Raw genomic sequence first — 17102 nt, forward strand, 5'->3', positions numbered from 1 at the left:
AAAATATGGCTACTTCATCTTCACGCCGCATCCGTTTAGGGCTGTTTGTGCAACCGGTTGGACAGCACGTAAGCGGCTGGCGGCTGACGGAAAATCTGGGCGATCCGACGGATATTGACTGGCTGATCACCATCGCGAAAAAAGCCGAAGCCGGTAAGTTTGATCTGTTCTTCGTGGGTGATGCACTGGCGACCAGCATGTATCGTCTGCCTTCCACCATGGCGCGTCTGGAGCCGTTAACGCTGCTGTCGGCGCTGGCGGTCAACACCAAACGCATTGGCCTGGCGGCGACCGCCTCGACCACCTTCAGCGACCCGTTCACCATGGCACGCAGCTTCTCGTCGCTGGACCACATTAGCCGCGGCCGCGCCGCCTGGAACGTGGTGACGTCGTTCTCTACCGATGTGGCGCGTAACTTCAGCCGCAGCGATATGCCTAATCATGCGGAGCGCTACGCGCGCGCGCGTGAATTCCTTGATGTTACCTGTAAGCTGTGGGACGGCTGGCAGGCGGGGGCGGTGCAGCCCAACAAAGAGACCGGTCAGTACTTCATTGATGACAAAATTCAGCCGATTAACCACGTCGGCGAGCACTTCCAGGTGCAGGGCCCGCTGAACATTACCCGCTCACCGCAGGGGCGTCCGGTGATTATCGAAGCCGGTTCTTCCAGCGATGGGCAGAAGCTGGCGGCAGAGACTGCCGAGGTGATTTTCACCGCCTCGGCCAGCCTGGAAGAAGCACAGAGCTTCTACCGTTCGCAGAAAGATCAGGTGATTGCCGCCGGACGCAATCCGGATCACGTGGTGATCATGCCTGGCGTGATGCCGATCGTTGGCCGCACGCGCGAAGAGGCCAAAGCGCTGTGGAAAGAGCTCAACACGCTGGTTGATATCGACAACGGTCTGCGTCAGCTCTCGCTGCGCTTCAATATGGATCTGAGCCAGTATCCGCTCGACGGTCCGGTGCCGGAAGTGCCGCTGGGTGAAGGCAACCAGAGCCGCGTGAAACTGATGACCGACATGGCGAAACGTGAAAATCTGACGCTGCGCGAACTGGCCGCGGTAGCCGCCGGATCGCGTGGTCACCGGGTAATCGTCGGTACCGCGCAGGATATTGCCGATGACTTTGAGCTGTGGCTCAACGAGGGCGGCGCCGATGGTTTCAACATCATGCCGGCGATCATGTCCGAGCAGCTGGATTTGTTTGTGGAGCTGGTGATTCCGGAACTGCGCCGTCGCGGTCTGTTCCGCGAAGAGTACGAGTTCGCCACGCTGCGTGAAAACCTCGGCCTGCCGGTGGTGTGAGAGACAGACAGGAGCGAAACATGATCACCCTATCGAAGCGCGTACAGTCTGTGTCGCTCTCGGCTAATGCGGCGGCACGTCAGCTGACGCGCCAGCTAAAAGAGCAGGGCGTGGATATTCTTGACCTCACCACCGGTGAGCCGGATTTTAATACGCCCGCGCACATCCGTGCCGCCGCCAGCGCCGCGATGGATGGCGGTGAAACCCGTTATACGCCGACCAATGGCACCACCGCGCTGCGTAAAGCGGTGCAGGCCAAACTGGCGCGCGAGAACCAGCTGCAGTCCGCGCTGGGTCAAATCTGTATCGCCAACGGCGCAAAGCAAATCATCTTCAACGCGTTTGCCGCGACGCTAAACGACGGCGACGAGGTGATTGTGCCCACGCCATACTGGCCAACTTTCCCGGACAGTGTGCGTTTCAACGGTGGCGAGGCGGTGCTGCTGCCTTGTCCGCTTGAGCAGCAGTACAAGCTGCAGCCGGCGCAGCTGGCGCAGGCGATCACTGAGAAAACCCGCTGGCTGGTGCTGAACAATCCCGGCAATCCCTCTGGCATGGTGTACAGCGCACAGGAGTTGCAGGCCCTGGCGACGGTGCTGCGCGATCATCCCAATGTGCTGATTATGCTGGATGAGCTGTACGAACATATCCTGTTTGACGATCGTCAGCACGTTAGCCTGCTGCAGGTGGCGCCGGAGCTGGCTGAACGCATTTTGCTGGTGGGAGGCGTGTCGAAAACCTATGCCATGACCGGCTGGCGCATTGGTTTTGGTGCCGGGCCGCAGCCGCTGATTGATGCCATGGTAGTGGTGCAGTCGCAGAACAGTTCTGGTGCCAGCGCCATCAGCCAGGCGGCGGCGGTTGCGGCCTTTAACGGTGGGCTCGATTTTCTGCCCCCGCAGCGCGCCGCGTATCAGGCGCGACGCGATGTCATTGTGCAGCAGTTGCAGCAGGTGGCCGGCATTGAAGTGCTGCAACCTCAGGGCGCATTTTTTGTCTTTTGTCGCTGTGCTGGCCTGCTGGGCAAAACCCGGCCTGACGGCGCCGTACTGCATGATGAACAGGATGTGCTGAATTATCTGCTGGAGAGCGGTGTGTCCGGCGTTGCGGGCAGTGCTTACGGCCTGTCGCCGTATTTCCGTTTGTCGATCGCCACGGATATCGATAGCGTGCAGGAGGCGGGTAAACGTATTGCGCGCGCCTGTGCAGCGTTAATCTGACGGGCGGGTGTGGGAAGGCGTAATGGCCTGATCACCTCGCGGTACACTTCATGAAAGGAATGCATGAAAGGATTGCATGAAAGCATTTAGGGTGCCGCGATACAGGGGCGGTGATGCGGCAATTAGCCGGTTCCGCCCCGATTTCCTGCGACTGGATTAAATCAGAAAATCATCCAGCGAACCGCCAGCGTCAATCGCTGACTTTATCGGCGAGGGAGTACGACCCTGACCGGTCCAGAATTTCTCATTACCCTGTTCGTCGGTAAATTTATACTTCGCCGGACGCGGTGCACGTTTTGCTTTGCTCTTCGTTTCACCCTGGTTTAATTGCGCCAGTTCATTAATTGTAATGCCGTCTTTGCGCAGCATCTCTTTATATAATGCCAGCTTCTCTTCTTTTTCGCGCTGTGCAGCACTCTCTGCCGCCGTCTCTTCGCGGCGTTCGGCGACCACCACGGCAAACTTCTCCAGCATTTCGTTTAATACCGCAACCTCAATATTACGTGCTTCAGCACGCAGCGTACGAAGATTGTTCAATGCCTTGAGTGCATCGCTCATGTATAAACCCTTATTACTGATATCACTGATTTGAAAGCGTGTATTCTACGGCAATTTTATTCAAATGGAAATATTCACCCGCCGACAGATTTGTCCGGAAATATGCCCCGACCTGTACAGTTTTTGATTGGGCGTAAAGATTTTTGTCTATTCATTGATTACGCATAAACATGTTAGCGACTGATTTAATATTGCCAGCCACCTACGTTAAGCCGTTCATTTAACATCACAGCATCTCACACAATATACGTCACGGCGATTTACAGCTTAATAAATGGCGTCATGTAAACAACGCAGCGATTGCTGCAGGGATTAAAAGCGTAACTGGTCCACCTTAGCGCAGAAAAGGAAACTTTATAAACACCTTTCCTATTGGCAGCGTAATTATAAATCAATGGCGGTGACCGGGTACGAAGCTGGTACATGCGTGGTGTTCAGATGCCATAGCAGGATGCAGGCACAACCGTTCACGCACCGGTTGACTGAGATTAAGGATGATTTCAGGCGTGATAGTTTCCTGTAAAGCAGTATTAGTGCCGTTACTCCCTGAAGCATAAGATTTTTTCGCAGTGTAAAGGCGTCAGAAAGGCAGTAACAATTTCTTGCAATGTTAATCTTAATGCGTATATTTCTCATTTGCTTTCTTAACCACATGCTCACCACAAAATAACGATAAGCCGATTGAGGAATATTATGTCTTGCAAAGAGATGCGCGTCCGGGACGCAGGTCTTGCGCCGCAGCGCGCGCTGCGCCTGTCACTGCTGGCAGTGCTGGTTGCCTCGGGTGTCGCTCAGGCGGCCGATACGCAAAACAGTGAGGCCACCCTGACCGTTGATGCCAGCGCCAGCGCAGAAGCGCAGCAGGCGCAGGCCGCAGCGGATTACAGCGTACCGGTGACGCGGGCCGGCACCAAAATGGCGCTGACCGCACGTGATATTCCCCAGTCGGTCACCATCGTCAGCAAACAGCGCATGCAGGATCAACAGCTGCAGTCGCTGAACGACGTACTGAGCAACACCACCGGCATCCACGGTGTGGCCGCCGATATGGACCGCATCAATTACTATTCGCGCGGTTTTCTGATTGATAATTACATGACCGACGGCATTCCGACCGCGTTTGCCCAGCGCTGGAACCTCGGTGATGCGCAGACCGATACCGCGCTGTACGAACGCGTCGAAGTGGTGCGTGGCGCAACGGGCCTGCTGACCGGACCGGGCAATCCTTCTGCTGCCATCAACATGGTGCGTAAACATGCCGACAGCAAAGAGTTTACCGGTAGCCTTGAAGCTGGCTATGGCAGCTGGAATAAGCAGCGTTACGTCGCCGACCTTTCTGCACCGCTGTCACCGGAAGGCGACGTGCGCGGTCGCCTGGTTGCCGGCTATGAAGACAAAAACAGCTTCATTGAACGCTACGGCGCCGATAAGAAGTTTATCTACGGTGTGGTCGACGCTGACGTGACGGACGCCACCAGACTGTCCGTTGGTTATGAATTCAGCCAGGTGAACACGGATTCACCGATGTGGGGCGGCGCGCCACGCTGGTACACCGACGGCACGCAGATCCACACCCGTCGCGGCTATAACACCGCACCTGAATGGGCTTACAACAACAAAGAAAATAAAAAGGTCTTTGTTAACCTGCAGCAGAATTTCGATAACGGCTGGAACATCACCCTTAACGGCACGCATAACGAGATGTTCCTCGACAGCAAGCAGCTGTATCTCGACGGTTACTTCGATAAAACCACTGGCGCAGGCGTCTCTGGCTATGCCGGCTATCCGGTGGTGGGCGGAACCGGCTACAACACCGGCAAACGTAAGGTGGATGCGGTAGACGCCTTCGCCAGCGGTCCTTATGAACTGCTGGGCCGCCAGCATGAACTGATGGTCGGGGTGAACTACAGCCGTCAGGACAACAAATATTACAGCGCCTGGGCCAACATTTCGTCAGCCGAGCTGGGCAACTTCAACCAGTTTAACGGCGATTTCCCGGAAACCGACTGGAATCCGCGTGAACCTGCGGCCGACACCCAACTGGTACGGCAGAAGTCAGCGTATCTTGCGACGCGCATCAATCTGGCCGATCCGCTGCACCTGATTGTCGGGGCGCGCTACACCAACTGGAACCGCCAGACGCTGACGGCAGAGATGGAGAAAAACAACATCACGCCGTACGGGGGGGTGATTTGGGACTTCTACGATAACTGGTCTGCCTACGCCAGCTACACTTCGGTGTTCCAGTCGCAGGATTATCAGGATGCGTCAGGCGCTTATCTCTCGCCGGTGATTGGCAAAAACTACGAAGCCGGCGTGAAGTCTGACTGGTTCAACAGCCGTCTGACCACCTCGGTATCGATCTTCCGCACCGAACTGGATAACGTCGGTCAGAGCACCGGACAGACCAATGCGCAGACCGGTAACACCATTTACGTGGCGAAGAAGGGCGTGGTAAGTCGTGGCGTCGAGTTTGAGGTGAATGGGGCGCTGACCGATAACTGGCAGATGACCTTTGGCGGGACTTCGTATGTGGCGGAAGACGCCAACGGCGATCGCTATAATTCACAGCTGCCGCGCACGTCGTTCAACCTGTTCACCAGCTATCGCCTGCCGATGCTGGACCAGCTGACGCTGGGCGGCGGGGTGAACTGGCAGGCGGGAACTTACGCGGATATCAGTGGCCCGGATGGCAATGGCACCTGGCGCACCCGTCAGGGCAGCTATGCGCTGGTGGATCTGTTCGCGCGCTACGACGTGACCAAAAACCTCAGCCTGCAGGCCAACCTGAATAACCTGTTCGACAAAGAGTACGACGAAAACGTCGACAGCACCGGCATCGTCTACGGCGAACCGCGCAATTTTATGCTGTCCGCGAAATACCGTTTCTGATCAGTAAGCCAGAGCCCAAAGCGGCACCTGACGTTCCCTCTCCCGCGTGCGGGAGAGGGTTAGGGTGAGGGGAAAACCGCACCCTCCCCAACCCATGCACCTCAACATCCCGCCGCAATATAATCCCCGTTGGCACTCACCGGCACCACGGTAAAAAACAACACCAGCGCAAACATCACCAGCAATATCCCACCGGCGATCCGCACCGCTCTTAGCAGCGATGCCGCCTGCGGCGAGCGTTCTGTCAGCCACAGCTGCCCGGCGCGCTGACGGTAATGCTGCACAAACAGTGCCAGCGCCACCAGCGCCATGCCGGTACCGAGCGCCATACTCATCACCGCCAGCATGCCCCAGCGCGTAATGCCGATGACGCTGGCGAACAGCAGCACCGTCAGCGCACCGCTGCACGGCCGCACGCCGGTGGCAATAATAATGCCCGTCCAGCTTTTCCAGTCGCTGTGGTGCCCAGCCGCGACGCCATGCGCGTGGCCGCAATGATCATGATTATGCTCCGCTGGCGGCCTGCGCCAGGCTTGCAGCAGCATCATCACGCCCAGCCCGGCGATGAACACAGCGCTGGCTTTCTCCAGATACCAGCGGCTCAGGCTGAGATCGCCGGTGGTCAGGTTAAAACCAACCGCGAGGATAAAGACAAAGGCAATCGCGCTCAGCCCTTGCACCAGGCTGCCCAGCAGCGGCACGCTCAGCGCCACGCCGCGCGGGGGCTGATGAGTGGTCAGCCAGGTGGTAACGATAAATTTACCGTGGCCGGGACCCACCGCGTGCAGAATGCCGTAAATGAAGGTCACAGCCAGCAGCCACAGTCCGGCACTGCACTGGCCGCTATTGATTTGCAGTAAATGGGTAACCAGCAGCCGGTGCAGCTGAATCTGACTTTGCAGCGCCCATGCCTGAAACGCGCTCCAGTGCAACGACAGCAGCGTCAGCGCGCTCAGCAGCAGCACGCTCGCGCAGAGAAATCCGGTTTTGGTGGCGGTCATAGTAATGAAGAAAGTGGTCCTGAATGTCACCAGCATGCGGATTTCTGCCGCGTTGTAAAGCCACGGCGGTTAAACGGCAGCCGCTCTCCGCGTCGTGACGCATTCCCCTGCCTTGTGCAGCTGTCTATAATCTGCCGACAATTTCTCACGGATACCTTTTATGTCTGCTGATTCTCCTTTGCTGGCGGTACAAGACGTCACGCTGGCCGTGCAGGGGCGCACCTTGCTGGCACCGGTATCACTGCAGCTGTACGCAGGTGAAACGCTGTTGCTCACCGGCCCGTCCGGCAGCGGCAAAAGCACGTTGCTGAAAATTATTGCCTCACTGCTGGAGCCCGATAGCGGCGAGATCCTTTTTCAGCAGCGGGATATTCACACGCTGAAAGTCGAACACTATCGCCAGCAGGTCTCCTACTGTTTCCAGACACCGCAACTGTTTGGTGACACGGTCTACGATAACCTGGCGCTGCCGTGGCAGCTGCGTCAGCAACAACCGTCACGCGAGCAGCTGGTGGCGGCGTTGCGCAGTCTGCATTTATCCGGCGACATGCTGGACAAAAACATTGCCGGACTCTCTGGTGGTGAAAAGCAGCGGGTGGCTTTGCTGCGCAATCTGCAGTTTCTGCCACAGATATTGCTGCTGGACGAAGTGACCAGCGCACTGGACGAGCCCAATAAACAACGGGTTAACCAGCTGATTGCCACGCTGGTGGCGGAAAAAGGGCTGGCGGTGATCCGTATCAGCCATGACGTACAGGAGATTGATGCCGCTGAGCGTATTCTGCGGCTGACCCCACCCGCAGCGGGAGAACAGCATGAATCAGCATAATATCAGCGACAGCTCGCTGCTGCTTTCACTCATGCTGGTGCTGGTGGCGCTGCTGATTAGCCAGAAAGAGAAGCTGGGGATGAGCAAAGACATTCTGTGGAGTGTCACACGCGCCATTATCCAGCTGGTGATCGTCGGTTATGTGCTGAAGTCAATTTTCGATGTCAATAATGACTGGCTGACGCTACTGATGGTGCTGTTTATCTGCGTTAATGCAGCGCTGAATGCGCGCAAACGCAGCCGGCGGATCGATCATGGTTTTATCATCGCGCTGGTGGCGATTACCAGCGGTACGGCACTGACACTAACGGTGCTGCTGCTGAGCGGCGCCATTGCCTTTGTTCCCATGCAGGTAATCCCCATTTCCGGCATGATTGCCGGTAACGCCATGGTGGCGGTCGGGCTGTGTTTCACCAATCTCAATCAGCGCTTTAGCGACAACCAGCAAAAAATCATGGAGATGCTCAGCCTGGGCGCGCCGATCAAACGCGCATCCGCCGGGCTGATGCGTGACAGTATTCGTGCCGCGATGATCCCCACCGTTGATGGCGCAAAAACGGTGGGGCTGGTAAGTCTGCCAGGCATGATGTCCGGGTTGATTTTCGCCGGGATCGATCCGGTTAAGGCCATCAAGTATCAGATCATGGTGACGTTTATGCTGATTGCCACCGCCAGCCTGTCGACCATCATCGCGGCGTATCTGTCCTACCGTCGCTTTTACACCGCGCGGGCGCAGCTCAAACCGTAGATCACGCCTGAAACCGCAGCGCCACGCCGCTGGCCTGTTCCGCGCTGAACACGATGGTGTCTGGCGTTTCCTGTCAGCGACGATCAGCTAAAATCCGGGCAGGTTATCTGCGACATCAGCTGCTGATAATGCTGATGCTTGCCCATCTTCAGCGCATCAGCCGCCTGCAGCAGCGCGTTGTGATTGCTCTTATCCGCCAGAAAGGTCTGCTTGATTTTTTCGTCGTCGATGGAGACCGGCACGCGGCAGTGAGTGCGCAGATCGTTGATCATGGTCTGCTGCCGCAGCGCCAGCGCCAGATTCTCATACGGCGACGCTGCCAGCGCAGACGTGGCACTCAGGGTGAGCAGGGCGATCATGGCAGTGAAAGGTAATGTTTTCATTTTGCTTCTCCTTGATGAACGGAAACGGCGGCCGGGCACTGGGCGGGATCGAACACCGTACCCCAGTCCTGTTTCATATCGACAACGGTCCAGCCATAGTGCGCGGCCAGCCTGAGACCGTTAACCAGTTTGCCGCTGGCCGGCGGATGCGCATCGTAGGCGTATTCCCGCTGTGCATCGGTGTGATGCACCAGCAGGCCGAAGGTGCTGGCGGCAGGATTCCCCGAGGTGTATTGCAGCATCGGCACATCGCCGTCGCTGTTGCCGAACGCTGCTACCGGCCGATGGCCCATGAACAGATGGATGGCCACCGGTTTGGCCGCTTCATCATCATAAAATGCACCATTCATGGTTTTCCGCAACTGCGTGCCGTTGTCGCTGAGTGAAAATTCCGCAAGGGAAAACGAGCCAACCACCTGCTCGGGTGGAATGCCGTACATCTGTTCCGCCAGCACGCGCATAAAATCGATGCCGCCGCCGGAGATAATCCAGGTGCGGAAACCGTGAGCGCGCAGATAATCCAGCAGCTGGCGCATCGGCAGATAGCCCATGCGATCGTAGCGGCAGCCAAAACGCGTATCCCGCTGCGTCGCCACCCAGTTTTGCACGCGTTGTGCAAACTCATCGGTGGTGATACCGCTGTGAGTCAGTGTCAGCAAATGCATCAGCCCCTTTTTCCCGCTGGCGGCAATAGCGGCCGTGTTGTTGCTGAGCACCCCCTGCACCAGCGCATCCTGCTGCCACTGCGGATGCTGCGGTGCCAGCCGTTTCACTTCATCGAGCGCAAACTGCAGCTGAAAGGTGAGCGGTGCTTCCGGCCATAGCGTGCCGTCATTATCGAACACCACGTAGCGCTGGTTAAGAGGAATAAAGTCAGCGCTGCCGGCGCGGGTGGTGTCATCCACCCACTGTGTAATGGCACGCTTTGCCGCACCGTCACGCCAGGCGGAGAGATCGTCAGCCTGACTGACGCTAGCGAGGCACAGCGTGAGGCCCGCCAGTATTGAAACAGTTTTCATCGGCGACTCCTGTGATGTGGAACGAGATCGGGCAGCGCATGAATACGCCACAGGCGGCTCCACGCATGGCCGGCAAACATCAGCGCCTGACGCAGTAAATGGCGGCCAGCCCACAGCACCGCGACGAGGAGAACCACGGTTGCGGCGAGCAGCAGCCACTGCCACCAGGGGCGTTCAGGCCCGGCACGCAGCACCTGTTCGCTGCCGGCCGTGCGCGCAGGCAGAATGTCATAGTGATGGGCGGGCAGCGTGGCGAGCTGCCATGTCTGTTGTCGCGTATCCCACCAGCGCAGCTGCACCGGCGGCAGCGTCAGGCTGCCGGCGCTGTCCGGCAGATAGCGCAGCCGCTCGCGTCGCTGGCTGCCAGTGATTTCACCGCGTCCGCTGGTCAGGACGCTAACCTCGGGCGTCAGCAGCTGGGTACTGGCACCGGGCAAATCGATCAGCACCGGTGGAATCTGTCCGGAGACCACACCACTGGCCTGCAGCGTAATCTGACGTTCCACCACGTCGCCTGCGTGTAGCGCGTCGCCCTGCGCGGCACGATACAGTGTCACTTTTTCCTGCAGATGAAGCGTGGCGGCGGGCAGGAAACGATCCGGCTGCTGCACATCCGGCGGCCAGCGCACATTTTTTTCCAGCGCTGGCAGCGTAACGGTCTGCGGCGGCTGGCCTGCGGATTGCAAAGTGATGTCCAGCGCCGGCAGCTGCAGTTTGCCCTGATCCCAGGCCATCAGCTGCCGCTCCATGCGGATGCCGCTCCAGCTGACACCGTCACGCTGACGCGATACCAGCTGATTGGGAATGGCCGCCGGCAACAGCGTGCCGTTGCTGACCGGAAAGTCAGGCCACTGCGGCGGCGGGTTAAACCAGCTATCGGTCCAGTAGGTTACCGCGACGCGCAGCGGCTGGCCGGGCACCAAACGGTCATCGCCGACCAGCTCGCGCGTGATGTCCATTGCGGCGCGCGCGGGCCCGGTCAGCAGCAGCAGGCAAATCAGCAGCGTTCTCATGGTGACTCCTGACGATAGAGATTTTCCAGCAGGCCACCGGGCGACAGGCTGAGATTGTCGTACCACTGACTGACCTGCGGTGCCGCGTGACCTGCAGGCTGCATGACCTGCTGCGCGACGCCCTGCTGTTTGTGCAGATCTTTTTTGCTGCCGTCAGGATCGTAATCCTGTTCTTTCCCCTGTGCCGCCTGGCGATCGCGCTCCTGCTGACGAAGCTGCATCACAATGCGCGCGATACTGGCGCGATTTTGTTGTGCCATACGCCAGTCGGGACGCAGGCTCAGCGCCTGATCGTAATGCTGCAGCGCCTGCTGCCACTGTTTCTGCTGCGCCAGGCTGTTGCCCAGCCACAACAGCGATTCAGGCGTCACGGGTGCCTGACGAAAAGCGCCGCTGGCGGCGGAAAAATCACCGGCATAGTAGAGCGCAATGCCGCGGCGCAGCGGATCGACATAGTGCTGCGCCGCGCGCGCGTAATCCTGCCGTTGAAAGGCATGTTGCCCTTGCAGGTCGGGCGGGATAAACGCATCCAGCAGCGCGGCGGCGGCCGGCGGCGTTATCCCACCGAGCGGCAACACAATCAGCACGATCAGTATCTGACGACGCCACCACAGCAGCAACAACATCGGCGCAATCAGCCAGTAGCCGCTGTTGTGCCACGGCAGATCCTCGCGACTGTTTTGCTGGGCGCTGAGGCTTTGCTGAATATGGCGTCTGATGGCAGGCAGATCGCTGTCATCGGGGGTGGCGAGCGTAACCGCCACGCCGTTGGCGCGTAGCTGCTGGAAGCGCGCCACGTTGAGGCGGGTATCAATAGCCTGACTGGCGAAAGCGGGCGGCAAGGGGCCGCCTGGCGCAGTGCCGGGCACCCACAGCTGCAGCGGCAGCGAGGTCTGGCCGAGCAACCGGGCATCATCCTGGCGCAACGTATCGGCCACCAGCACAATGCTGCGCGGCGTGTCCGGCAGATTATCATCGGCCAGCCTGAGAGCGGCCGCCAGGCCATTGCCCTGACCGTCCGGCAGTAACGTTGGCTGCTGCGCCTGCAAGAACAGCGAGTAAAAGGCCGGATCGTTGGTCAGCGGCGTGGTCAGCCAGGCACCGCCGCGATACACCACAAGGCCAAAGTGGCTACCCGGCATCTGCTGCATCAGCTGAGCGATCTTATGCTGCATGCGCTGATGCCGGTCGGGCGGGAGATCCTGCGCCAGCATGCTGAGATCCTGTTGCAGAATCACCATCACGTTACTTTGCGGCGTAACGCCGCCCGGTAACGCCTTCTGCCATGACGGCCCTGCCAGCGCCAGCACGCCGAGCGCCAGCAGCCACGGTACGGGTGACAGCCGCTGCAGTCGCTTACCGGTAATCAGGGCGTGAAACGGCGCTGTCATAATGCGCTGCCAGGCGCTGCGCGGCGCGCGCAATAGCCACGCCAGTGCCAGACAAACCAGCAGCCCGCACAGCCACCACGGGTGCATAAAATGAAAGCCATTCATGCTGCACGCTCCCGCAGGCGCGCCAGCAACAACGCCGCGGTTAACAGCGCCAGCGCCGCGCCGAGCGGCCAGGCAAACAGCGGGCGTGTAAACGACAGACCGAGCGTCGCCACCTGCGCCGGAGTTTGGGCGTCAATGGATTGCCAGACACGTTGCAGTGCGCTGCCTGAGGTAGCCGCCTGAAACGCGCTGCCGCCGGTGATGCGGGCAATATCCTGCATCAGCGCGCTATCGACTTTGTCCTCGCCGCTGGCGTTGAGATCGCCAAAGGCAATGGTATCAACCTGCACCTGATGCTCTGCTGCCAGCTGCGCAGCGAGGGCGGGCGGCAGCTGTGAAGCGGTATCGTTGCCGTCGGTAAGTAAAATCACCATGCGGCTGGCGTCCTGTTCCAGGCTGCTGTCCAGCAGTTTGACCGCTACCCCCAGCGCATCGCCGATGGCGGTTTGCTGGCCCACCATGCCGGGTGCCAGCTGGTTGATGCGCGCTAGCAGTGCCTGCTTATCGGCGCTGATCGGCGCAAACGGCCACGCCTGACTGGCAAAAATCACCAGCCCGATGCGATCGCGGGTTCGCTGGAGCACAAAATTGTGCACCGAGCGCTGCACCGCCTGCAGGCGAGTGGTGCCCGCGCCGGCGTCGTTTTTCGCCATCGAACCGGAAACATCCAGCACCAGCACCACATTGCGCATCGGCTTATGCTGTAGCTGCGGTGGCAACAGCAGCTCAGGGCGCGCCAGCGCGGCCAGTAACAGCAGCCACACCAGCCAGAACAGCAGCGTCTGAGGCCAGCGGCTGGCCGGAGGGGCATTCTCCAGACGCAACTCCCTCACCAGTTCCGGCAGGAACGGCACGCGCACCTCTTCGCTGACCGGCTGGCGTGGTGGTAGCAGAAAGCGCGTCAGCAGCGGCAGCGGCAGCAGGAGCCAGACCCACGGCCAGGCAAAATCGAAGCGGGTAAGCAGTTCAGACATCGGGCAGTGCCTCCAGCCAGCGCCGCAGCTGGCTGCGCAGGCGCTGCATTTCATCAGGCGACAGGCTATTGTCCGGCTGGCAGTAACCGTCAAACAGCCGCTGATAGGTCGCGGCATCCAGCGGTAGCTCCTGCAGTAACTGGCTGAGGCTCAGTTCACTGACCTGAGCACGCGGCTGGTGCACCAGCCGCACCCGCTTAATCAGCCGCAGCCAGCTATCAATGCTGTTGTCGTGACGTAAAACCTGACGCGCTTCACGCCGCCAGCGATTGCGCCGCCAGCGCGCTGTGCGCCACAGCGCCAGCAGCACAAGCAGGGCCGCTAACGCGCCTGCCAGCCACCACCAGCCCGCAGGCAGCGGCAGCCAGGATATCGCGGGCGGCAGGTCAGGCTGCAGCAGTGGCGGAACGCTAAAGCCTTTTTCCAGCATGCTCGTCTCCCTGCGTCAGCTGACGCAATAACGGTTCACTCACCACAATGTGCTGCACGCGGATGCCGAGCCGCAGCAGTCGCGTCTGCTGCTGTGCCAGCCGGGCGGTGACCCGCTCGCTAATCTGCTGACGCAACGCGGGCGAAAGCGGCAGCGTAACGTGCTGATGCTGGTAATGCGCGGCGAGATAGCCCTGATGCGGAAGCCGCAGATGCAGATCGTCGAGCAGCACAAAGGCGGTGATATCACACCGGCGCGCCAGCGCCGCCAGCAGCGCGTCACTCTGAGCGTCAAGATCGTGGAAATCGCTGATCAGTGCCAGCCAGCTTCCGGCAGGCACCTGCGCCCGGATACGTTGCAGCACCTGATGGAGTGGCAGACTGCTGGCGGGCTCCTGCGGATAGCGCGCCGGCAGCTGATTATTCATTTGATGCAGGTCATTCAGGCACGGCGCCAGGGCGAGTTTCGGCGAGCGGCAGCGCTGCAACCTTAGGGTATCATCGCTGAACACGGCGGCCCCGAGACGATCGCCATCGTGCCAGCTACGCCACGCCAGCAGCGCTGCCAGATGAGCGGCGGCAACCGATTTAGTCAGCCCGCGCGTGGCGAAATACATGTCCAGGCGCTGATCAACCAGCAGATATACCGGCCGCTCGCGCTCTTCGTTATACAACCGCACCCAGGGTGTGCGCAGACGCGCGGTGGCCTGCCAGTCGATCAGCCGCACATCATCGCCCGGCTGATAGCGGCGCAGGCTGTCAAAATTGAGTCCGCGTCCCTGCTGACGCGACACGCGCTCGCCGGCCATCGCGCCGGGCGGCAGCTGAGCCGGCGGATTGCGCAGCTGCTGCGCTGCACCCGCCAGCGCCAGCAGGCCGGGCAGGGTGACGGCCAGTGCGGTATCCGTCATGCGACCACCGCATCCAGCAGCATGCGCACCACATCATCGGCTGTCACCTGGTCGGCGCTGGCCTGATAACTCAGCAGCAGACGATGCCGCAGCACCGCCGGGGCAATGCGCTGAATATCGTCCGGCAACACCGCATCGCGCCCTTCGAGCCACGCCTGCGCACGCCCGGCGCGGTCCAGTGCCAGCGTGCCGCGCGGGCTGATACCCAGCGCCACATAGCTGGCAAAGGTGTCGCTGACCTGCTGCGGCTGGCGCGTCATTTCCACCAGCGAGACGATGTAATCTTCCACCGTGGGCGCGACGTAAATGTCGGAGATGGCCTGCCAGCAGCGCCCGATGTCCGCCTGGCTGATTTTCACCAGCGGCGGCACAGCGGCGCTGACGGCAGGGGTGTCCTGTTCGCGATATTTTGCCTGCTGTTCGGCGCGCACCAGCTGCATCACGCGCTGTTCATTCTCTTTCGAGGGATAGTGCACCAGCACTTTCATCAGGAAGCGATCCAGCTGCGCTTCCGGCAGAGGCCAGGTGCCTTCCTGATCGACCGGGTTCTGCGTCGCCAGCACCATAAACACGCCGGGCAGCGGCCAGCTGTTGCCCGCCACCGTGACATGACGCTCCTCCATGGCTTCCAGCAACGCCGACTGCACGCGGGCCGAGGCGCGGTTGATCTCATCGGCCAGAATCAGGTTGCCGAACACCGGGCCTGGCCGGAAACGAAACTGCTCCTCTTCACGCGTGGCGTGTTGCTGATAAATTTCGCTGCCGGTGATATCCGAGGGCAGCAGATCCGGTGTGAACTGAATACGGCTGAAGTCGCCTTCAATGTGGCGCGCCAGCTCACGCACCGCACGGGTTTTGGCCAGTCCGGGCAGTCCTTCCAGCAGAACGTGGCCGTCGCATAGCAGCGCGATAATCAGCATGCGCACCAGCTCTGGCTGACCCAGCACCTGCTGGTTCATGCTCGCTTCCAGGTCGAGAAACCGTTGCCGCAGGGTCATTGCGTCACTCCCTGTTTTTCCCGCTCAAGCAGCGTGGCGATACCCACCAGGATCGGCTGAGCATAGGAAAAAAACGCTTTGATGCCGGGACAGAGATAGTTAAGGCCGGGTTCACCCTCAGCGCTACGCACGATGCGGTTTTTCGGGCATTCGCCCCAGCATAATTTGAGGTAAGGACAGCGTTTGCAGACGGCGGGCAGGGTGTCGCGTTTCCCGAGGCCAAACGCTTTTTGCCGTTCGGAAAACGCCAGGTGCGCCAGTTTAGTATTGGCAATATTGCCCAGCTGATACTCCGGATAGACGTAGTGATCGCAGGCATAGATATCACCGTTTTTTTCAATGGCGAGACCCTTGCCGCAGAACTCTGAGGTCACGCAGATCTGGCCCGGCAGGCCCAGGGTTTGCGCCACTGCCGTTTCAAACAGGTTAACCTGCACGCGCCCTAAATCGTTGTTGACCCACTCCTCAAACACGGCGATGAGAAAGCGTCCCCAGTCATCGGGATCGACCGACCAGTCGGTCACCACCGAGTCGAGATCGCCCGGCCGCGCGCGGCGGGAACCGCTCACCGGGATGCTGTCATCGCGCCAGAACTGCGGCGCGGTTTGGGTAAAATCGACCGGCTCGACGCAGGGATTGAATTGCAGATAGGTCGCGCCCAGTTCGCGCGTGAGAAAGCGGTACACCTGCAGCGGAAAGCGTGCATTGGTCCGGTTGACCGTGACCAGCGCGTTGAACGGTACGCCGTGGCGTTGCAGCGCCGCCACACCCGCCATCACTTTGTCGAAAGTCGGTTTACCGCTGCGTGTTACGCGATAGCGATCGTGCAACTCGCGCGGGCCATCAATCGACAGCCCGACCAGAAAGTGATGCTGCTTCAGAAAGCGCGCCCAGCTATCGTTCAGCAGGATGCCATTGGTTTGCAGATCATTCTCGATGCGTTGTCCTGGCTTCTGATACTTTTGCTGCAGCGCCACCACCTTTTCGAACCACGGCAACCCCATCAGCGTCGGTTCACCGCCTTGCCACGAGAACACCACCTGATCGCCATCCTGACTATCAATGTACTGGCGAATATAGTTTTCCAGCACTTCATCGGACATGCCGCTGTGATGATCCTGCTGCAGCAGCTGCTCTTTATGCAGGTAAAAACAGTAGTTGCAGTCGATATTGCAGCGCGAGCCGGTGGGTTTGGCCATTACGTGAAAGCGGCGTTTATACGCCGGGCCGATGCCGTTGTATTTTTCCGCCGAGGGCAACGGGCGAACCGGCAGTGTGGTGCTGTATTTCATCAATGCCTCCGAATACCGGGCACGGCGTGCCCGGC

The 17102-nt window shown here is 59.8% G+C and carries 16 protein-coding genes; 5 read left to right on the forward strand and 11 right to left on the reverse strand.

Annotated features, from left to right (window positions below):
• Positions 1-5 precede the first annotated feature (5 nt).
• Complete coding sequence (locus tag C1N56_RS19835) at positions 6-1304, forward strand: LLM class flavin-dependent oxidoreductase (RefSeq protein ID WP_166710433.1); 1299 nt, start codon at positions 6-8, stop codon at positions 1302-1304.
• A gap of 20 nt (positions 1305-1324) precedes the next feature.
• Entirely contained in the window at positions 1325-2524 is a 1200-nt protein-coding gene (locus tag C1N56_RS19840; RefSeq protein WP_394517632.1) for an aminotransferase class I/II-fold pyridoxal phosphate-dependent enzyme, read from the forward strand.
• A gap of 156 nt (positions 2525-2680) precedes the next feature.
• On the opposite strand, the gene C1N56_RS19845 is transcribed toward C1N56_RS19840, so the two are convergent.
• Complete coding sequence (locus tag C1N56_RS19845; protein WP_021509031.1) at positions 2681-3082, reverse strand: H-NS family histone-like protein; 402 nt, start codon at positions 3080-3082, stop codon at positions 2681-2683.
• A gap of 693 nt (positions 3083-3775) precedes the next feature.
• On the opposite strand from C1N56_RS19845, the gene fhuE reads away from it, so the two are divergent.
• Entirely contained in the window at positions 3776-5974 is a 2199-nt protein-coding gene (fhuE, locus tag C1N56_RS19850; RefSeq protein ID WP_394517633.1) for a ferric-rhodotorulic acid/ferric-coprogen receptor FhuE, read from the forward strand.
• A gap of 101 nt (positions 5975-6075) precedes the next feature.
• Here fhuE and C1N56_RS19855 read toward each other — a convergent pair whose 3' ends face one another.
• Positions 6076-6975 (reverse strand): nickel/cobalt transporter, encoded by a 900-nt coding sequence (locus C1N56_RS19855; RefSeq protein ID WP_211726879.1) that lies wholly within the window; start codon positions 6973-6975, stop codon positions 6076-6078.
• 160 nt (positions 6976-7135) lie between these two features.
• Between C1N56_RS19855 and fetA the strand changes: the two genes are divergently transcribed.
• Together fetA and fetB are read left to right on the forward strand one after the other, a co-directional pair.
• Positions 7136-7804 carry an iron efflux ABC transporter ATP-binding subunit FetA gene (gene fetA, locus C1N56_RS19860; protein WP_211726846.1) on the forward strand — a complete coding sequence of 223 codons (669 nt, stop codon included), beginning with the start codon at positions 7136-7138 and terminating at the stop codon, positions 7802-7804.
• Positions 7791-8552: an iron efflux ABC transporter permease subunit FetB gene (fetB, locus tag C1N56_RS19865; RefSeq protein ID WP_021509035.1), complete on the forward strand. Its 762-nt coding sequence runs from the start codon at positions 7791-7793 to the stop codon at positions 8550-8552. Before fetA ends, fetB begins: the two co-directional genes overlap by 14 nt.
• An 83-nt stretch (positions 8553-8635) precedes the next feature.
• Here fetB and C1N56_RS19870 read toward each other — a convergent pair whose 3' ends face one another.
• From C1N56_RS19870 to C1N56_RS19910, 9 genes are read right to left on the reverse strand one after another with little or no spacing between them, the layout of a single operon-like run.
• Positions 8636-8935, reverse strand: coding sequence for a YicS family protein (locus C1N56_RS19870; RefSeq protein ID WP_150058950.1), 300 nt, complete (start codon positions 8933-8935; stop codon positions 8636-8638).
• On the reverse strand, positions 8932-9954 hold the full coding sequence (locus tag C1N56_RS19875; RefSeq protein ID WP_394517634.1) for an HAD family hydrolase: 1023 nt from the start codon (positions 9952-9954) through the stop codon (positions 8932-8934). The genes C1N56_RS19870 and C1N56_RS19875 overlap by 4 nt, the downstream gene beginning before the upstream one ends.
• Entirely contained in the window at positions 9951-10967 is a 1017-nt protein-coding gene (locus tag C1N56_RS19880; RefSeq protein WP_394517635.1) for an oxygen tolerance domain protein, read from the reverse strand. Before C1N56_RS19880 ends, C1N56_RS19875 begins: the two co-directional genes overlap by 4 nt.
• Positions 10964-12463 carry a VWA domain-containing protein gene (locus C1N56_RS19885; protein ID WP_394517636.1) on the reverse strand — a complete coding sequence of 500 codons (1500 nt, stop codon included), beginning with the start codon at positions 12461-12463 and terminating at the stop codon, positions 10964-10966. Before C1N56_RS19885 ends, C1N56_RS19880 begins: the two co-directional genes overlap by 4 nt.
• Positions 12460-13437 carry a VWA domain-containing protein gene (locus tag C1N56_RS19890; protein WP_215481264.1) on the reverse strand — a complete coding sequence of 326 codons (978 nt, stop codon included), beginning with the start codon at positions 13435-13437 and terminating at the stop codon, positions 12460-12462. The genes C1N56_RS19885 and C1N56_RS19890 overlap by 4 nt, the downstream gene beginning before the upstream one ends.
• Positions 13430-13867, reverse strand: a complete 438-nt coding sequence (locus tag C1N56_RS19895) for a DUF4381 family protein (RefSeq protein ID WP_215481265.1) — start codon at positions 13865-13867, stop codon at positions 13430-13432. Before C1N56_RS19895 ends, C1N56_RS19890 begins: the two co-directional genes overlap by 8 nt.
• Positions 13848-14777, reverse strand: a complete 930-nt coding sequence (locus C1N56_RS19900; protein ID WP_215481266.1) for a DUF58 domain-containing protein — start codon at positions 14775-14777, stop codon at positions 13848-13850. The genes C1N56_RS19895 and C1N56_RS19900 overlap by 20 nt, the downstream gene beginning before the upstream one ends.
• Positions 14774-15775, reverse strand: a complete 1002-nt coding sequence (locus tag C1N56_RS19905) for an AAA family ATPase (RefSeq protein ID WP_150058957.1) — start codon at positions 15773-15775, stop codon at positions 14774-14776. Before C1N56_RS19905 ends, C1N56_RS19900 begins: the two co-directional genes overlap by 4 nt.
• Positions 15772-17067 carry an anaerobic sulfatase maturase gene (locus tag C1N56_RS19910; RefSeq protein ID WP_166710413.1) on the reverse strand — a complete coding sequence of 432 codons (1296 nt, stop codon included), beginning with the start codon at positions 17065-17067 and terminating at the stop codon, positions 15772-15774. The genes C1N56_RS19905 and C1N56_RS19910 overlap by 4 nt, the downstream gene beginning before the upstream one ends.
• Positions 17068-17102 lie beyond the last annotated feature (35 nt).

It is taken from the genome of Pantoea sp. SGAir0175, assembly GCF_043547855.1.

Excerpts from the sequence above, each read along its gene's own strand:
- C1N56_RS19835 (WP_166710433.1), top strand. The coding sequence starts at position 6 with ATGGCTACTTCATCTTCACGCCGCATCCGTTTAGGGCTGTTTGTGCAA.
- C1N56_RS19890 (WP_215481264.1), bottom strand. The coding sequence starts at position 13,437 with ATGTCTGAACTGCTTACCCGCTTCGATTTTGCCTGGCCGTGGGTCTGG.
- C1N56_RS19900 (WP_215481266.1), bottom strand. The coding sequence starts at position 14,777 with ATGACGGATACCGCACTGGCCGTCACCCTGCCCGGCCTGCTGGCGCTG.
- C1N56_RS19845 (WP_021509031.1), bottom strand. The coding sequence starts at position 3,082 with ATGAGCGATGCACTCAAGGCATTGAACAATCTTCGTACGCTGCGTGCT.
- fhuE (WP_394517633.1), top strand. The coding sequence starts at position 3,776 with ATGTCTTGCAAAGAGATGCGCGTCCGGGACGCAGGTCTTGCGCCGCAG.
- C1N56_RS19910 (WP_166710413.1), bottom strand. The coding sequence starts at position 17,067 with ATGAAATACAGCACCACACTGCCGGTTCGCCCGTTGCCCTCGGCGGAA.
- C1N56_RS19895 (WP_215481265.1), bottom strand. The coding sequence starts at position 13,867 with ATGCTGGAAAAAGGCTTTAGCGTTCCGCCACTGCTGCAGCCTGACCTG.
- fetA (WP_211726846.1), top strand. The coding sequence starts at position 7,136 with ATGTCTGCTGATTCTCCTTTGCTGGCGGTACAAGACGTCACGCTGGCC.
- C1N56_RS19875 (WP_394517634.1), bottom strand. The coding sequence starts at position 9,954 with ATGAAAACTGTTTCAATACTGGCGGGCCTCACGCTGTGCCTCGCTAGC.
- C1N56_RS19885 (WP_394517636.1), bottom strand. The coding sequence starts at position 12,463 with ATGAATGGCTTTCATTTTATGCACCCGTGGTGGCTGTGCGGGCTGCTG.
- C1N56_RS19905 (WP_150058957.1), bottom strand. The coding sequence starts at position 15,775 with ATGACCCTGCGGCAACGGTTTCTCGACCTGGAAGCGAGCATGAACCAG.
- C1N56_RS19880 (WP_394517635.1), bottom strand. The coding sequence starts at position 10,967 with ATGAGAACGCTGCTGATTTGCCTGCTGCTGCTGACCGGGCCCGCGCGC.
- fetB (WP_021509035.1), top strand. The coding sequence starts at position 7,791 with ATGAATCAGCATAATATCAGCGACAGCTCGCTGCTGCTTTCACTCATG.
- C1N56_RS19840 (WP_394517632.1), top strand. The coding sequence starts at position 1,325 with ATGATCACCCTATCGAAGCGCGTACAGTCTGTGTCGCTCTCGGCTAAT.
- C1N56_RS19855 (WP_211726879.1), bottom strand. The coding sequence starts at position 6,975 with ATGACCGCCACCAAAACCGGATTTCTCTGCGCGAGCGTGCTGCTGCTG.
- C1N56_RS19870 (WP_150058950.1), bottom strand. The coding sequence starts at position 8,935 with ATGAAAACATTACCTTTCACTGCCATGATCGCCCTGCTCACCCTGAGT.